The sequence below is a fragment of the Raoultibacter massiliensis genome, from assembly GCF_900199545.1.
In the GTDB taxonomy this organism is placed as follows: Bacteria; Actinomycetota; Coriobacteriia; order Coriobacteriales; family Eggerthellaceae; genus Raoultibacter; species Raoultibacter massiliensis.
Genome location: NZ_LT962671.1, coordinates 2,612,529 through 2,629,345, shown reverse-complemented (window position 1 = coordinate 2,629,345; position 16,817 = coordinate 2,612,529). Strand labels below are relative to the sequence as shown.

12 protein-coding genes are annotated in these 16,817 nt (G+C 55.7%); 6 read left to right on the top strand and 6 right to left on the bottom strand.

The window, feature by feature from the left end:
- Positions 1 to 247: 247 nt before the first annotated feature.
- On the top strand, positions 248 to 1,174 hold the full coding sequence (locus C1719_RS15335; protein ID WP_102375887.1) for a LytTR family transcriptional regulator DNA-binding domain-containing protein: 927 nt from the start codon (positions 248 to 250) through the stop codon (positions 1,172 to 1,174).
- Between the two features lie 92 nt (positions 1,175 to 1,266).
- Here C1719_RS15335 and C1719_RS15330 read toward each other — a convergent pair whose 3' ends face one another.
- On the bottom strand, positions 1,267 to 3,060 hold the full coding sequence (locus C1719_RS15330) for a hypothetical protein (protein ID WP_102375886.1): 1,794 nt from the start codon (positions 3,058 to 3,060) through the stop codon (positions 1,267 to 1,269).
- A complete protein-coding gene (locus C1719_RS15325) occupies positions 3,053 to 3,676 on the bottom strand; it encodes an RNA polymerase sigma factor (RefSeq protein WP_180963662.1) in 624 nt (207 codons plus the stop codon). Before C1719_RS15325 ends, C1719_RS15330 begins: the two co-directional genes overlap by 8 nt.
- On the opposite strand from C1719_RS15325, the gene C1719_RS15320 reads away from it, so the two are divergent.
- Positions 3,600 to 4,931, top strand: coding sequence for an ABC transporter ATP-binding protein (locus tag C1719_RS15320; RefSeq protein WP_425439823.1), 1,332 nt, complete (start codon positions 3,600 to 3,602; stop codon positions 4,929 to 4,931). The two genes, C1719_RS15325 and C1719_RS15320, sit on opposite strands and share 77 nt — an antisense overlap.
- Positions 4,931 to 5,665, top strand: a complete 735-nt coding sequence (locus tag C1719_RS15315) for an ABC transporter permease (RefSeq protein WP_102375883.1) — start codon at positions 4,931 to 4,933, stop codon at positions 5,663 to 5,665. Before C1719_RS15320 ends, C1719_RS15315 begins: the two co-directional genes overlap by 1 nt.
- Here C1719_RS15315 and C1719_RS15310 read toward each other — a convergent pair.
- Together C1719_RS15310 and C1719_RS15305 are read right to left on the bottom strand one after the other, a co-directional pair.
- Entirely contained in the window at positions 5,640 to 6,689 is a 1,050-nt protein-coding gene (locus C1719_RS15310) for a DUF6560 family protein (protein WP_102375882.1), read from the bottom strand. The two genes, C1719_RS15315 and C1719_RS15310, sit on opposite strands and share 26 nt — an antisense overlap.
- Positions 6,690 to 7,068: 379 nt before the next feature.
- Positions 7,069 to 8,091 (bottom strand): helix-turn-helix transcriptional regulator, encoded by a 1,023-nt coding sequence (locus C1719_RS15305; RefSeq protein ID WP_180963661.1) that lies wholly within the window; start codon positions 8,089 to 8,091, stop codon positions 7,069 to 7,071.
- A 607-nt stretch (positions 8,092 to 8,698) separates the two neighbouring features.
- Between C1719_RS15305 and C1719_RS15300 the strand changes: the two genes are divergently transcribed.
- On the top strand, positions 8,699 to 10,351 hold the full coding sequence (locus tag C1719_RS15300; RefSeq protein ID WP_102375880.1) for an FAD-dependent oxidoreductase: 1,653 nt from the start codon (positions 8,699 to 8,701) through the stop codon (positions 10,349 to 10,351).
- A gap of 68 nt (positions 10,352 to 10,419) precedes the next feature.
- Here C1719_RS15300 and C1719_RS15295 read toward each other — a convergent pair whose 3' ends face one another.
- Positions 10,420 to 11,328: a LysR family transcriptional regulator gene (locus C1719_RS15295; RefSeq protein ID WP_146007926.1), complete on the bottom strand. Its 909-nt coding sequence runs from the start codon at positions 11,326 to 11,328 to the stop codon at positions 10,420 to 10,422.
- Between the two features lie 138 nt (positions 11,329 to 11,466).
- Entirely contained in the window at positions 11,467 to 13,257 is a 1,791-nt protein-coding gene (locus tag C1719_RS15290; RefSeq protein WP_102375878.1) for an FAD-dependent oxidoreductase, read from the bottom strand.
- Between the two features lie 668 nt (positions 13,258 to 13,925).
- On the opposite strand from C1719_RS15290, the gene C1719_RS15920 reads away from it, so the two are divergent.
- Both C1719_RS15920 and C1719_RS15275 read left to right on the top strand, forming a co-directional pair.
- Entirely contained in the window at positions 13,926 to 15,641 is a 1,716-nt protein-coding gene (locus C1719_RS15920) for a helix-turn-helix domain-containing protein (RefSeq protein ID WP_219717886.1), read from the top strand.
- Positions 15,642 to 15,764: 123 nt separating this feature from the next.
- On the top strand, positions 15,765 to 16,652 hold the full coding sequence (locus C1719_RS15275; RefSeq protein ID WP_146007925.1) for a hypothetical protein: 888 nt from the start codon (positions 15,765 to 15,767) through the stop codon (positions 16,650 to 16,652).
- Positions 16,653 to 16,817: the final 165 nt, after the last annotated feature.

The following is a 16,817-nucleotide window of genomic DNA, read 5'->3' as shown; positions in this document are numbered from 1 at the left end:
TGCGGGCATTGCGCCGCAATGTTTCACGTGAAACATTTGTTCGTTTTATTGTTTCGTTCGTCAGCTATAGTACCGCTTTGCAGGCGATGGCTGGGGAAAAGCAATCGAGCGGTTGAAAACATCGCAGAAGGCAGATTGTGCGCGCGATGCGTGCAGACCGTACGAAGCGTGGGCCGGCAGCCTGGGGCCTGCTGCATGTCATGGTAGACTTTCTGCGAACGATGACGAAACAGAAGGATCGACTGCGATGAGAGATTACGATTCGGTTGAGAGCCTGCTTGCAGCCGAAGAATGCACCAGTTTGCACATCGAGTGCAGCACAGCGGTTTCCGAACAGATCCGCGAAGCGGTGCGCGTGCGCTATGGGAGCCGCCGCTGCGCGTTCATGCTGTGCGACGATCAGGGGTTCGAGCGCGAAACCGTTCGCTCGTATCTGGTTTTGTTCGCGCGCATCGCCGGTCAGGGACATAGTGCGGTCGAGAAGGCCGTTGCCCACTTCGGCCTTGCCGATATGGTGGAAAGGAAGCTGAAAGGCTGCACGAAGGCCGAGCGGACTCTCGTCGATCTGGCCCGCGTGAGTTTGGCCGAGCCCGAAGTTTGCTTCTGCGAGCGCCCGCTGTTCGATCTCGGCGCCGAAGCCCGAAGAGCCGTGCTCACCTGGATGGCGGAGCGCGTCGAGCACGGGACGATTTTCATAACGACGGCCGAACCTCTGCGGGAGGCCATGCTGATGCCCGGCATCGCTTTTTGGTACGAAGACGGGTGGTTCATGGCGGCCGATGTAAGCGAAGAGGACAGCGAACCCGAGGTCGGCGATGTGTTTCTTGGCGATGAGGTTCGCGTGTGCAAGATTCCTGCGAAAACGGAAGGCGCAACGCTCTTGCTCGATCCTAAAGACATCGATTTCGTTGAGAGCATGAACAAGGCGAATTACGTTTCGGTGCGCGGAAACCTTTATCAGACGGCGCTTACCATGGACGATCTCGAGGGCGAACTCGTGCGGTTCGGCTTCTTCCGGTGCCACCGTTCCTACATCGTTAACGTGCAGAAGGTAGCAAAAGTCGAACGCTACACGCGCAACAGCTTCAATCTGACGCTCAACGACGTGGCGGAGTCGAGCATTCCGCTTGCGAAGGGCCGCGCCGACGAGCTGCGCAAGCAATTCGGCTGGTAGCGCAGAAGTGCAGAAAACCGTTTCGGAGCGAACTGCGCCCCGGTCTGAAAACCGAGGCGCAGTTCAAAGCGAAAGCGGATCGCGTTTTGCCGCTATTCGCTCGGAAGCGAAAGCTCGATGCACTCGAAGTGTCTGTTGTCGGAGTCATCGACGAATGTGAGGAAGAACAGGCTCGGATCGTCGAGGATTTCGTTCGGCACGATGGCGACCCAGCGCACGTGCGAGGATTCTCCAGGTGTGAGAACGAGATCGGAATACTCGTTCGACTTGGCGCTATCCCAACCTCCGTTAAGGAGCGCGAACGAACGGGCAAGCGCGGTCGACACGGCTCCTTCGTCATCGACGATCGCGTACTCCCCGAAAAATCCTCCATCGGCGGTGAGCTCGCTGGATCTCTTCCCGACATTGGCAATATCGGCTTCCATGACCACCCAGGAAAAGTCGCCTTGGATCGTGCCGTCATCGTCTAGGGTGTACCCGTCGATTTGGCTCACGACGCGATTGTAGTACGCCCAGCTTCCCATGCCGCTGCGCAGGCTTTCGAGCGCAATTCCGTCGGGCATATCCGTGCTCCGTTCGAGCATGGCGAGATTCGAAATCGAAAACAGCGAATCTTGTTCAAAGGTGAATCGAGCGCCCTCTTCTGCCGAATGCAGGGTCTCTTCGCTGACGACGGGTGCGGAAGTTCCGTTTCCAACATCCAGAGGCCGCACGACGTCTTGCCGCTCGAACGTCATCGGCTCGCTCGCTGCATCCTCGAACTCGTTTGCGTTGTCGAGCGAATAGGGGAACGCTTCGTGGGTCGTTTGCTTTACGACGCCGTAGAGCGTGTGGATGTAATCGGCGTACTTTTCAAGTCCGTCTGCTTCGGGGTCTACGATTTCCGGTGTCAGCTCGATTTCGTAGACGCCGCTGTCGCCTTGCGTCATCGCTGCCTTGACGTCGGCGGCGTGCAGCTCTATCACCTGCGTGGTGGTGTGGCCGTCGGCAAACGTTGCGGTGATGGTAAGGGTAGCGCCGTCGAAAAGGTCGATGACCGCGTCGGGTGCATCCATGTCGCTTTCGACTTCCCCGTAATCCTCGTTGGTCCAGAATCCGAAGCTGCATGCAGGCGAATCTTCATCGACGGCGACGTCGATAGTCGAGCCGAGCTTTTTGGTGAGGGAAACGACCCATTGCTTGTTCGGATCGCTTTTTTCCAGGCCGTCGTTCGATCCGACCACCTGCACATCGTCGTAGGCGCCGTAATGTTCGCCGAGACCGCGCGCCGTCGGCTTCCACGACATGAGCTCGTTCAATTTGTCGGGATCGTCGCTGGCGGAGACCGTTTCGTTCGTGCGGCTGTAGAGAGCGCCGGTGGAAACCGTTGCTTGGATGCGGGCAAGCCCTTCTCCTTCGACGCGGAACAGGCAACCGGTGTAGTATCCCTCCGTGGAAAGGTAGGCTGCCTTGTCGCTAATGCCGTAGGTGTCGACGGTGCGGCTGAATATGATCTGGTTTTCGGTTCCCATCTCAAGGATGGAATCGCTGTCGGCTGCATATGCCTGTACTGCGAAGTCGGGCGTAGCTCCCCCGAAGCCGAAGAGGCTGCCGTTTCCGTTGAGCGTTACAAGTCCGACGGCCAGAGCGATTACGGCAAGGCATGCTGCTATCGGAAGCATGATTCGACTGCGGGGGCGGCGTTGCCCCGAGGGTGCCGCAGGAGCCGTCACGCTCGGTCTTTTCGCCTGGCCGCCCAATACGACGGCTTCATGCGAAGATGCGCTTCGCCCGTCTTTTACGTGCGGCCGTCGAGCCGCATTGACGATCGTGCGCTTCCGTTCTTTTGTGAGCTCGATTTCTTTTTGGGAATCCGTGTAAGCTGCCCAAAACTCGTTTTCATTCATCGGTTTCTCCCATCTTGAGTTTGAGCGAAGCCCGCGCGCGGTGAAGGTGCGAGCGCACCGTTGCGGGATTCTGGTCGGTGATCTGCGCTATCTCGTTAGTCGAATAGCCTTCGAAATAATGCAGGTGGACGGCAACGCGCTGTTTTTCGGGAAGGGCGGCAACCATCGCTTGGACGGCGTTTTCGCCCGACACCTTGTCCGCATCGCAAAACGGCACGTCGTTGCGCTCGATCGCGGCGCTTTCGAAGGCTTGGAGCGTTTCGCCGTTTGTTGCGCGGCGTCTTTTCCACGGGCTTCGATGCACGTCGGCGCAACAGGTGAGCGTGACGCGCAGAAGCCATGCCTTCAGATGCTCGTCGTCTTTGATCGGTTTAGTGCTTTGGCATAGCTTCATGAACACGGTTTGCGTGACGTCTTCGGCATCTGCGAGGTTGCCAACCCGACAGAGGGCGAGCCGCAACACGGTATCGCCCCACTCCTCGACGGCTTGCTCGATGTCGATGCAGCATGCCTGCACGTAGGTCCTTTCGTTCGGCTTCATGCGGGAGCTATGGCGTTCAGGCTTGGTTGTGGCCGGTGCCCACATGCAAGTGCGGGCAACATTCGTTTCATCCATAGTAGGAGCTCCTTTCATCCATAATACGGAGACGGAGGCGATCTTGTTGCACGATTCTGCGAAAAACTTGATGCGTGTACGGTTTGCTGCCCGAATGCCGTGCTCCTCCCGTCGCCCTCTGGGCTCCTTTCGTCATGATTCCATCTCCCGTCAGGCCATACGTATTGTTGCGCGCCGCGTGCCGTGGGAAAGTTGCGGCAAGCCAAAAACGGCGGCCGATCGGCGGCCCGATGAAAAGGAGATCAGAATGACACCTATGCTGACACGGTTGCTCTCGATGGACCGCGTGTATCTTTCGTTTAAAGAGAAGCGCGTGCTCGACAACCTCACATTCGAGGTGCGCCGTGGAGAAACCTTCGGTTTCCTCGGTCCTTCGGGAGCGGGGAAAACAACCACCATCAAGCTGCTTACGCGCCAATTGGTGAAGGATTCGGGAACGGTCGAGCTGTTCAGCCGTCCCATCGAAAACGCGCACGATGCCGATTACGAGCGCATCGGCATCCTTTCCGACACGAGCAGTCTTTACGAGCGCATGTCCATAGAAGACAACCTCCGATTTTATGCGAAGATCCGAGGCGTTTCCGATGCCGGCATCGGCGAGCTGCTTGAGCGCGTGGGCCTTGCCAACGATCGCAAGACGCTTATCAAGAAGTGCTCGAAGGGGATGCGCCAAAGAGCGACTCTGCTTGCCGCGCTCATCCACAATCCCGAACTTCTGTTTCTCGACGAGCCGACGAGCGGTCTTGATCCGGCAACGCGCCTCGAAGTGCACCGAATGCTCAAAGACATGCACGATAGGGGGACTACCATCTTTCTTACGACGCACGATATGACCGAAGCGGAAGAACTTTGCGATCGGGTGGGCATCCTCGATAACGGATCGCTTGTGGCGTGCGACGAGCCCGGCGCTCTGAAGCTGCGTTTCGCGGAAAACAAGGTACGTATCGTCATGAATGACAATGTTGCATTGGAAACCACCAAAGATGCCGCTGGAGCCGTTATCATTGCACAGGCGCTCGAAAGCGGCGGGGGNCTTGTGGCGTGCGACGAGCCCGGCGCTCTGAAGCTGCGTTTCGCGGAAAACAAGGTACGTATCGTCATGAATGACAATGTTGCATTGGAAACCACCAAAGATGCCGCTGGAGCCGTTATCATTGCACAGGCGCTCGAAAGCGGCGGGGTCGTATCGATCCACTCCGAAGAACCGAGCTTGAACGATGTCTTTCTTCGCCTTACCGGAAAGGAATTCGAATAATGAACGCTGCACTTCGTAAAATCGGCGCCTTGTCGGTCAAGGATGCCAAGGACATTTTCAGAAACCCCGCCATTGCGGTTTGCGCTCTCATGCCGATCGGCTTCATGCTGCTGTACCGCTTCGTCATGTTCTCGGATATGAGCCCGGAGGCCGAACCGGCTGTCGATGCCTTTCTGCTCGGCACGGCTCCGTGTTTCGCCGTGGGCATGATCTGCTCGATGACCATCCTCTACGCGCTTTCCGAAGAGAAAGAGAAGCATACGCTTCGCACGCTTATGCTTGCCAACGTGAGCGGCGGGCAGGTTATGGCCGCCAAGGTGATCGTTTCGCTGGTGGTGATAGCGATTGTCGACATCGTGTGCTTCGTTGTCATCGGAGCCGATTTCTCCATGCTTGCTCCGTTTATCGTGCTCACGCTGCTTGGTTCCGTGTCGACGGTGCTGCTTTCGCTTGTTCTCGGGCTCGTGTCGCGCGATGTCATGAGTTCGGGTGTGTTCGCGCTCCCCATCATCGTGCTCGCGCTGCTGCCGATGTTCAGCATGTTCGGCGACGGATTCGAAACGGTGGCCAGCTATTCTCCGTGCGGCGGCATGTACGACCTTCTGGGGCTGCTCTACGAGGGTCGGCTGTTCACTTCCGATGCGATTATGCCGCTTGTCGTTACGTTCGCGTGGATTGTTGTGTGCGCTTTGCTGTTCGTAGTCGTGTTCAAGCGGATGGGGAGGGACAATTAAACCATGCTCGAAACTCCTTGAGCACCGGCGCTCCTCCTCGAACTTTGTGTTTCTTTCCGTCGACAGCGGTGGCGCGGCATTCGTCGCCGCTGTCGGTGGTTTTGGAAGCGCTCACGGCTGTCAGGTAGTCGCGGCGAAAGGCAATGATGTTGCAGTTACTCACGGCGATGAACCAGCGCTGGTCTGCAAACGACGAGCCGTGGGCGCCGCTTTGCTGCATTTCACGGGCGAACGAGAATCCAAGCACCCGTTCCTGCCGTTTGATCTGGAGAATGCCCCGCAGCGGGAGCACCGAACATCCTCCGACGATGATGATGAAAAGCACAATGCATGCTGGAACGGTATCGAGGAGCAATACGGGCGGCGCCGATTGGGCAATGACCAGCACGATGACGATGACGATGAGCACGCCCGATATTCCCGCTGCGATTCCTATGAAAACGGAGATCGCCGAACGGTAGAGCGTCCCTATGGTGGTCGGACGCCGTTCGCGCGCAGTAACGGGAATGCCTTCTTTCTCACAGCGGGAGTAGAAGTTGTTCAGGTGGGTGACATCGCCGCTCAGGCTGGCAAAGCGCTTCTTGCTTGCGTATACGGAAACAAGCATGTTCTGGTTCGATTTTGCAACCCGGGTGATTTCGCTGAACGTCGCTTGCCGCGTGCGGCCGAAGATGGAGCGATACCGAAGCACATCGCCATCGACTTCGAGTCGCTGCATGACAGCGATGAACCAGATGATCAGCGAGACGAGGGCGAGAGCGTGCCCGAGCCACAGAAGGCTCGTATCCCAATCGCCGAACGATATGCCGTTGTACGCGTACGAAAATATCATGAGCGCCTCGAAGGCAAGCGCTGCACCGAGGAACACGCGAGCGTAGGTGCGCGGCGTTTTGAGGGTGAACCGATTGAGGCTTTTCGACGTGCTTTCGTTTTGCGCTCCCGATTTGAGCCAGCCGAGAACGGGGCCGACCACAAATACGAGAACGAGCGCCTGAGCGGCTGCGGAAACGAAGCTTTCTTGCATGGTGCGAACCTTTCGTTCAGGCATCGGGCGATGTTTGATGCAAGCCCGCTGAGCGATTGTGCGCAGCGAGCGCGTGCGAGCCGCTGTCGAGAATATCGGAATTGAAGAAAAAAGGGAAGAAGGAACCGGTTTTTGGTTCCCCAGCGAGATGGTCCTATGTTTTAAACGGGGCGGTGCTAAATGGCAAACGATGGGAAAACCTCTTTTCAGGCGACTATGCGAAAACCCGTTTCTCCGATAGGCTTTGGAAAAAACGCGGCGATGCGCTTGCTGTGATTCGCTGCCGCTTGAAAGGATGAGATGCCGAGTACGATTTTCTGTTTCGGGGCTGATTTGCACGAAAATCGAGACCGCCGCTTTCGAGGAGCGCAACGCCTCTCTAGCCGCTCATGGCTTTTGACAAATCGATAAGCTCTTGCTTCGAGTTCACATTCGTCTTGCGGTATATATGCCGAACATGCGTGTCGACCGTGCTTCTGGATAGGTACAAGGCATCTCTGATGTACGGGTGACTGCGGCCTTCGAGCAGGAAAACAAGGATCTCATGCTCGCGTTTGGTTAGTGCGTATCGTTCGGCCATCATTCTCGCGCGGTCAACTATTTCGATAGCGCAGCTCTCCCTTGATGATCTGGCTTCGTCGGCTCTTTCGGGGTTCCCTGAAAGAAATGCGCTTGCAAACACAAGCGCAACGAGCAATGCCGGTACGACGATGGTCTTTTCGTCAATGAAGAGGGGCTCTGCGGCAAGGAATGCCAGCTCGCCTATTACGGCGCCGAGGCTAATCGCCGCGAATCCCCACCCCATTATCTCAGGCGAAGGGAGGTTCGCTTGTTGATCGGCTCTTATGGCTTGCATTCTCATCGTGGTTTCGAGGAATGCGTGCGCACATGCGAACGCAAGGCAAGCGAGCGGAGCGAGAAAAGGCGCGTCAAGCAGTTCGCATAGCAAACCTGCTGCTATGATGGGGAAGGCCCATCTTGTCGATAGCGAAAGATCGATACTGGGAGAATATTGGGTGAACAGCTGAATAAGGAGTGCGGATAGAATGAATCCGAATGCGAAGAGGATCTCCTTTGTTGACGGTTCGATACCCAGAGTGCCCGCAAACATTTGCCATGTAAAACTGACCAAAGCGAAAGCCAGAACCGTCTTTGCCAAGCCCACTGCGAAATGTTTCGGATAACTTGTTTGAGATACGGGAGTTCGCGTTTTCGAAACAGCTCTTTTGCCAGGCAAGGCGGTTCGCAGATAGCATAGAAGCGACACTATCGGGAACGTGACGATTGCGATATAAGAATAGCTGTCCAGAAGCCCGATGGCGAGCGCTATTATCGTTCCGGTCAAGAGCAGCACAGAAAGAAGGGTCTTCTCGACATCGCCTTCTTCAAAGGTGGTGAGCAAAGCTCCCCATGCGAAAATTGCGCATGCATTTCCGGACCCGAGTAGAAAACTGCCGAAAAAGATATGCCATACACCGTTTTGCAGAGGCAAGGCAACGATAGCCGCCATGCCAGCATATTGAAGAACGCACGCGCAAACCTGCAGTTTTCGGTCAAGCCTACCGATCCCGAAGGCTCTTGCAAAAACGGGCAAGGCGACTGCGGCAAAGATTCCGGAATAAGCGATGACGAGAGCCGGAGGCCGTGACCCTTGTATCGCTCCGCCTAGAACCGAGGTCGCTTCTGTCGTAGGAAATGAGCAGAATACCAGGGCGAAGTAAAAGGCCATTCCGCAGATTGCGTACCGATGGAGCCAAGCAGTTTTCATACTATCCTCCCGCTGGCTATTTTATCAGGTTTACGTTTTGCTGGGTCGTTCGAACTGGCCCGCACGATACAAATCACGTGTTTCTATCGATGGGAATGGGGGGTTCTTATCGATGTGGGTGAAATGCGAAGCTCCTAGCATTTCTCATGTGAGCCGAAGCTGTCGACGCGGGCGTCTCTTTTAAGGCATGCGTTGAAAAACCGGCTCTGATGTAATCGCTATCGAATGGAGGGATGGGCAAATGAACGAATTAGACAAAAGGCAGGGTGATGAGAACGTCCAGGAGAAAACGGGATTATCGCGACGCTCCTTTATTGCTGCCGCGGGTTTTACCACCATGGGCTTCATGGCGGCAAGCCTTGCTGGCTGTTCTCCAAAGGAAAACATTCAGGACGTTCAGGCTGGTGCAAATGATGCGGCAGCCGCACAAGAAGACGAGCATGTGACGTACGATCCAGCAGAAGTCGTCGATGCCGATGTGGTTGTTGTGGGGGCTGGTCCGGCAGGAATCGGAGCGGTGATGGAGGCTCTGGACAGAGGCGCCAAGGTTGTTCTGATCGAGAAAACCGCCCAATTGGGAGGCATGGCATATGGAACCGAAGGCGTGTTCGGGTATGGAAGCAAGATGCAGACGGATGCGCAAGTCGAATTGCCGACAGTCCTCGACGTAATTGAAGAGGAGCTTACCTATACGAACTATCGAGTCGACGCAAATCTTTGGAGGGACTTCGTGTCTCAGAGCGGCGAGACCATCGATTGGCTGATGGAGCATGGAATTGAATTCGACCGTGTTGATACCTATCAAGGGGCAAGCTTCTTCGAGAGCTTTCATTGGTGGCCGGGAGGAAGCGGCAGCAGCTTTGCTCCCATTGTTACCGAATACTTGGATGGTCGCGAGGGACTTACGGTTTTCCTGGAGACGACAGGCAAGGATCTTGTCGTCGAAAACGGTGAGGTGATCGGCGTGTACGCAGAGAAAGACGATGGCACTATCGTGCAGGTAAATGGCAAAGGCGTCATCGTGGCGACGGGGGGTTTCTCTCAAGATAAAGAACTGATGACCGAGCTTTCGGGAATCGATTGGAGCACTTCGGGAGGTTTCGTTACTCCAGCGACGGGTGATGGCTACCGTATGATGAAAAAAGCGGGTGCAGCAACAGGCACGGTGTGCTTCATCAACACGATGTGCGTTCAGACGCCGACGGGCGCCCAGGACATGGTGCCGATCAACATCGCCACCAATTACCAATGCCTCCCTATGATCAACCAGATTGGCGAGAGATTCATGGCTGAAGACACGTTTGCCAAATACTTCGCCATGTTGACCTTGAACGCCATGTCGACTCAGAAGAAGACGTGGACGCTCATCGACCAGAACAGTATCGATCGGCTGGAGAATCAGGGTATCGATTACGGGTTCGTCAAATACCAGAAGGGCGATAAGCTCGAAGGTCTTCTGGGCGAACTCGAGGAATTTGCGGGAACGGACAATGTGAAGAAGGGCGAGACGGTCGAGGATATCGCTTCGGAGATCGGAGTCGATGCCGTTATTCTGCAGGCGACGATAGACCGTTGGAACGGATTCTGCGAAACGGGAGTCGACGAGGATTTCGGTGCGGGAGCCGAGATTCTCCATCCGATCGGCGATGGCCCGTACTACGCGGTTCATCCCGATCGGTTCATCAGCGCAACCATTGGGGGCATCAAGGTCGATCGGCAGAACCGCGTGCTCGACGAAACGGGCGAACCGATCTCGGGCCTCTTCAGCGCGGGTGTCGATAGCTGCTGTCTGTACAAGGAGACGTACAACATCCAGCTTTCGGGAGGCATGCAGGCGTACAACTTCTATTCGGGAAGAAACTCTGTCAGGGAAATCCTGGGCGAAAGCAAGTAAAGCGCGCTAGCGGGAAGGCGGCTCTTGGCGGGCGAAGCCAGGAGCCGTTTTTTGCTGTCGGTCTGTTCCTACGCGGGATCTTGCCGGCTGACCGTGTCGGGTTTCGCTTGGGAGAAGAAGTCAACGAGCGCGGTGAGGCCGCGGGTCATGGCGGTGCCCCGCGGGATGGCGATCGACGCCTCCCAACGTATGGGATCTTCGGGTATCGGGATCGTACGAACGTGGGGCCGATCGAGAACGGTTATGCTTTCAGGTGCGGTGAACAGGGCTTTTTCTCGCATGGCTATCGTTTCGAGGGATGAGAACTCATGGATGCCCTGCGTGTCTGCGATCGACGGGGCAAAGCCTGCGCTGCTGCACCATCGAAGAAACGATTCGTTTCCCTTTTGCTGGGGGCCCGGGCAGATGAATCGCTGGTTCTTCAGGTCGTCGAGGGATATCTCGGCTTTCTCGAAAAGGGGATGGCCTGCATAAACCTGTAGGTATACGGTTTCGGAAAACACGGGAAACACGGTGAACCTGGTTCGCTCTATCGGTTCGATGGCGAAGCATGCGTCGTAGGTTCCGGCGAGGGTTTTCTCTTCGACGGCAAGATCGGAATCGTCGCTGAGGATCAGGCGGATCGCAGGATGCTGCCGCTCGAAGTCTTCGATGAGCGAAGTTCCGAGCGCTCCCATCACGCCGTAGGCGAGCCCGATGCGCAGGTCTTCCTCTTGGTCTTCGGTATCAAGGGAGAAGGCGAGCATGCGAGCCCTCGAATCGAGAATGATCTTCGCTTCGGTGTAGACGCTCTTTCCTGCGGAAGTGAGTTCGACACCGCCCACGGATCGGGTGAACAGCGCGGCGTTCAGCTCCGCTTCTAAAGATGAGATGGCTTTCGAAACGGCCTGCCTTGAAGAGAACACGCTTTTGGCTGCCGAGCTGATGCTGCCGTTTTCGCACACGGCAACGAACATGATTAGCTGATCAATGGTCACGTCGGTTTCCTCCCTCAAGCCATGATACACCGCCCGATGCTTTGGGGACAGGGCGGGGCTTACCGCGCTTCGACAGCGCCGCGCATGTGGTCGCGATGCTGTCGAAGCGAGTCAGGCGATTTCGGGGGAGTTGGGCGCCTAGCTCATTTCGGCGAATTCCGAGGCGAGCAGGTGCGGAAGCGTCAGGCAGCATGCGCCGTGATTCTGTCCGAAGACGGCGAAGCTGTAGATGCCCGCATAGAAATCACCTGTCATGATGCCCACGTTGTAGAGGCCTTCGATGGGGTGGTTGTCGGAATCGCATACGCGGTTGTGCTCGTCGGTGCGCAGGCCTCCGCAGATGGTCAGGAAGCTGGGAAGATTGTTGCCCGAGCTGAAGTCGCTGCCGATCTTTGTCTTGGCCCCGTAGAAGGGCCCTTCGGCGATGGGGAAGAGAAAATCGGGATTCACCTGGTATTCCTCGTCTCGGCCGCTCTCCGCATAGCCGTTGTAGCGTTCGATGGTCGCTTTGGCGTTTTCGACGTCGAGGCCTTCCATTTGTGCGAGCAGTTCGTCGAGAGTGTCGCCCTTGACCCAGTTGCCGGCTTCGACTTCCTTTTCCCAGCGGGCGATTTCCTCTTCGCGGGTGAGGGGCAGCGTCCCGTTGGTGTCTTTGTACGAGCAGCCCCACTGCGACCAGCCATGTTCGCTGCGGCTTGCATATCCGGTATCCCATACGTAGTAGGCGCAGTGATCGGGGTTCATGAGGACGGGGTAGGCGGCGTAGGCGAAGTTCGTGGTTTCCCGCATGAAGCGATTGCCGTTCGCGTCGAGGTTAATGCCCCAGAAGTTCGCGGCATAATGGTACTTCGGTCCAATGGCTCCGCAGTTGATCATGGGTGCAACAGGGGCGTTTTGCCAAGCGGCTCCAACCCACAGGCCCATTTTATGCCCGTCGCCAGGGTATATGCCAACGAAGGAATCCATCAGGTCGTAGTTGACGTCGTCCTGTTTGTCGGTGAACGCCAGCACGTCTTTGAAAGCGTCGTAGGCGAACGGCGCGTACTTCGCCATCATTTCCCGGTTACTCGAGAAGTCGCCCGTTGCCATGACGATGCCCTTGCGCGCAACGTACTTCACGTAGGTTCCGTCCTTCCGCTCGGCTACGACGGCCGATACGCGGCCGGTGTTGTCGTTGTCGCGGATGAGGTACAGCGCGCGGGTCTTCCAGTGGATCTCGCCGCCCTGGGATTCGTACTCGGTGGCAAAGGCCTTGGCTACCTTGGGCGCACCGGTCACCGGGCCGCACGTATCGTCATCGGTGTAGAAGCAGTGCGAGGACGGCGGGGAGTCGAGGAAGCCCTCGGGATCCTCGTAGCCGTTTTCCAGCATGACGTGCAGACCCTGCTTTTCCATGATGTCGAGCATCCAGTCCATGGTTTCGGCAGAGTTCTCGATCCAGCGCGACCATTTCTGTTGGTCGGTCACATGGCCTGCGGAATACTGCTCCATCATGAGAACCCGTTTGAGTTCAGGGGAGTGCTTGTCGTACTCTACGCCCATTTCCTTTTGGAATTTCGATCCGAATGCCTGGTACGAACCGCCGCGCCCGATGGGCTGGGAGCTGGCGGTGAATAGGACGACGTCGACGCCTTTTTCCAGACAGGAAAGGGCCGTGCACAGCCCCGAGGGGCCGGATCCGATGACCACGACATCGTGCTCGGTAGTCTCTGCTATGTCGCTGTCGGCAATGGGCTCAGGGGGAATTTCGAAACTGTATTTCGCTTGGTTGTCGACCGATTGAATGAGCTCGCCGGTTGCTGTGGGCGCGGTTGCCTCTGCGCTGTCTTGGGCTTTGGGCGCGCATCCTCCGAGCATGCCGAGCGACAATGCGCCGATCGCTGCGCCTCCGAGAAAGCTCCTTCGTGTTATGTTGTTTCCTTCTTTCATGGCTCCTCCCATCGTTTCCGCTAACGAGCCGATCATACGAGGGCGCGGCAGGGTCGAATAGAAGGGCATGCGTTGCGGGGGTGCAGCGAGATGTTGCGGGATTGTGAAGCCCTGCGGTGCGTGCGTCCTGCGGTCTATTGTGCAAACTCCCAATAGGATGACGTTAAGAGTGTTCGCAATGGTGAGGAAAAGCACGATGGTGCAAATTAAAATTCTTTGCATCGCGTCGACAACGAAAGGATGATTCCCATGTGCTTCAGACCACCTGACATTACCATTGGCGATACCCCAGGTGCCCCAGGTGCTCCCGGTGCTCCCGATGCCCCGAAATCCCCCGGTGCCCCAGGTGCTCCCGGTGCTCCCGATGCCCCGAAATCCCCCGGTGCCCCGGGTGCCCCCGGCGCTCCCGATGCCCCGAAATCCCCCGGTGCTCCAGCGGCTCCAGGAAAGCCCGAAGGGAAGCCGACCGAGTAAAAGGCAAAACCTCCAGTGCAACGCGTCCGTCTTTTATGCGGCGGGCGCGTTGTGGTTTTCGTAGGCGCACGTAAGCGAGCTTGAAAAAGACGTAGCCCTGTTCCCCATTGGAGATTAGAATGATAGCGGAGTTTTATCCGTCCGAATTTCAAATGCCGTCGGATAGTCGCTTCGACTTTTTGGGGGAAGAGAGAATGGGAATCGACTACACCAACCTTTTCAGTCCGGTTACAGCTCCTACGATAAATGCGCTTGTCGATTTTCTGGCGGACTTCGAAGTTGTATCTCAGCCAGCCGACATGCGTCGCCGCATCACTTGGTGCTCCGTCCCGATAGCCGATGATCAGGACGAGCTTATGGGCGCGGTCGTTTCGGCGGAAAAGCAATCGACGTTGCTTTATCTGCTCCGACTCGATAATGTCGAGCAGGAAATGAGAGCGAACCCCTATGCGATCGGCATTTTGGTGCTCAAAAAGGGAGACAGGGAAAGATCCGCGCTTGAGGCGCTCGATTCTCAGGTGGTTAAAAGACTGCTCGTTCTTGTCCATAAGGAGAGAAATATTTCGCTTATGGAAGTGCAGTCCCGTATCCAGCTCATGCTTTTCAGGTATGGGTTTTGGATAGAAAGGCTCATGGGGATAATCGATCGTCGGGGTACGTTGCAAGAGATGGTTGATGTTAGCGAGGCGATACTGGGTACGTTTCTCGACATTTCCGACGCGACATACGGTTTGGTTGCGTACACCAAGAATACCGCTCCGCCCGATGCCTATAGTCGAGAGCTTATTCAGCTTGGGTTTCATGGGCCGTTTGTTATGGAGCAGGCTCAAGAGCACGGATTCCTCTCCGATTGGCGCGAGCAGAAGGGCATCGACGTTCTCGGTCCCACCGAACGTGTGCCGTTTCGGTTCATGACCGATATTATTCGTCTTGAGGGAAAATACTGGGGTCATATCGTATTGGTGTGCAGCAGCAAGCCCTATACGCCAGGACTCGAAGACATGTTCGCGTTGTTTACGGGCATGTGCAAACGGCTGGTTGAACATGCTGAGAAAAGGGATACCAAGCTATTCAGTCCAGGCAGTTCCGTTCTGTTGAAGCTTCTACGCGATCCCCTCTGCAATCGGGATTACGTATCCAATCAGATGTCCAACGTGGGCGTCGAAACGCGCGGATGCTTTTGCGTTGCTTGCGTCAATCGCAGTTGGGGCGATTATACGGATCAGCCGCATTACCTGATCTCTAAGCTGCGGGTCAAGTTTCCCTCTGCGCTCGTTTTCGATTACGAAGATCGAACGGTGCTTCTCTTTACAACAGAGTTTTGCGAAGGCAGGGCAACGTACGATTTGGCACAAGAGTTCGAATCGTTCAACCACCGCTATGGATGCCGTACGTTTTTATCCGATCAGTTCGAATCTCTTTTCGATCTGCCTCTTGCCTATCGACAGACGAAGCTTGTAGAGAAATACCGTCGTTGCATAAGAGCTTTCCGAAATCCTTTCGATGGAGAGAGCGAGAAGAGTTCGTTTTGCTTCGAAGAGGCATTCTGCATCTGTCTCGAAGACGAGAGCGTGCGCATAGACGACGATCTGCTCTCGTTTTGCTTAGTCAATTCGAAGATAGACGAGCTCATTGCTTCGACAGTTGATTCCGATGTTTCGGATCTGGTACTTCTCTACAGGTTCTTGGCATGCGAGAGAAAGGCCACTCCCACTGCGACGGCGCTCAATATGCATCGAAACAACGTGTTGTACCGCATAAAGAGCATTGAGCGAAGATTCGGGTTCGACCTGGACAGGCACCATACGCGCGAGAGGCTTCTCGCTTGCTATCGCTTGAGAGCGCTTCAGTCTGCTGAATTCAGATCGTCGTTGCATTGCTTGCAGGCGGCTCCACGGGAGCATCGATGAGGGGGTTTTCGTTGTGCAAATCTACAATAAAAAGCTTTTCTTATGAGGGAAAATGGGGGATCGTCTCGTTGCTGGTGATGCCATAATCGCCCGAAAGCCCAGGTTCGAGTGCGAGGCGGTCTCATGAAAAAAGTTACTTTGCCCGGAATGACCGAGTTTTCGGAGATAAACCTTCTGTTTCTTTCGTTTTACCGCGATGCCCGGGATATTTTTTTCGACGACGTTGCGATCGAAAGCGTATACGGAGGCTTTTCCGGAAGTCGGTGGTGCGGTGGTAGAAACAATTTCGGACCGTTGTCCGATATCGGAAAAATTCGTAATTTGATCAGCATGTATAATGAACTCGGTGTCGGATGCAACGCCACGTTTACCAATCAATATGTCGATGCTGCCGCAATCGAAGACGATGCGTATAGTCGACAGATAGCCGAGGCTCTTGCAGCATCCTCGCCGGTACGCAACGGGGTGATCATTTTCTCGAATGAGGTTAACGCGTACGTCAAAAGCAATCATCCGCAGCTAATCCGCGTTTCTTCGACCACTAAGGAAATCGAAAGCAAAGAGGCGATCGAGCAAGAGCTCGCAGGGTTTGATAGAGTGGTTTTGAGCTACAATCTGACGAAGGACGAAGGATTCATTCGTGAGCTTTCGCGCCCCGATAAGATCGAGGTGATGGTGAACGAATATTGCATGCTGCGCTGTCCGTTCAGGAAGGTTCATTACTCCAAAACAAGCGAAGATCAGGTGAAGGGAAGGCCTTCAGGATTTACATGCAAGCACGAGGCATCGCCTCAGGCGTATGGGTTCCTGCAAGGGCTTTTGTACGGTGACGCCTTTTTGCGAAACGAAGACGCGTCCCGCTATTCCAAGGATCTCAACATCGAGCATTTCAAAATAGTCGGGCGCGGCCTCGCCCGGTACGACATCGTAGATTCGTATCTCTACTACCTCGTCAAGCCCGAGCATTGGTACGAGGTTCGTGACTATCTCATTCATCGGAACTACCTGTAAGGCTCATTGTATTTTCGCCCAATGAAACCGTATTCATAGTGGAGAAAATAAGGCCACGTAGCGTAGTGGCGCTCTCTAAAATACCTCCCATGAAAGGTGGGTCGAGAAGTCGGCGAGTGGTTTGGCAGCGTTTTCGACTTCGTTTTTCATCTGGCTTGCGCAGCC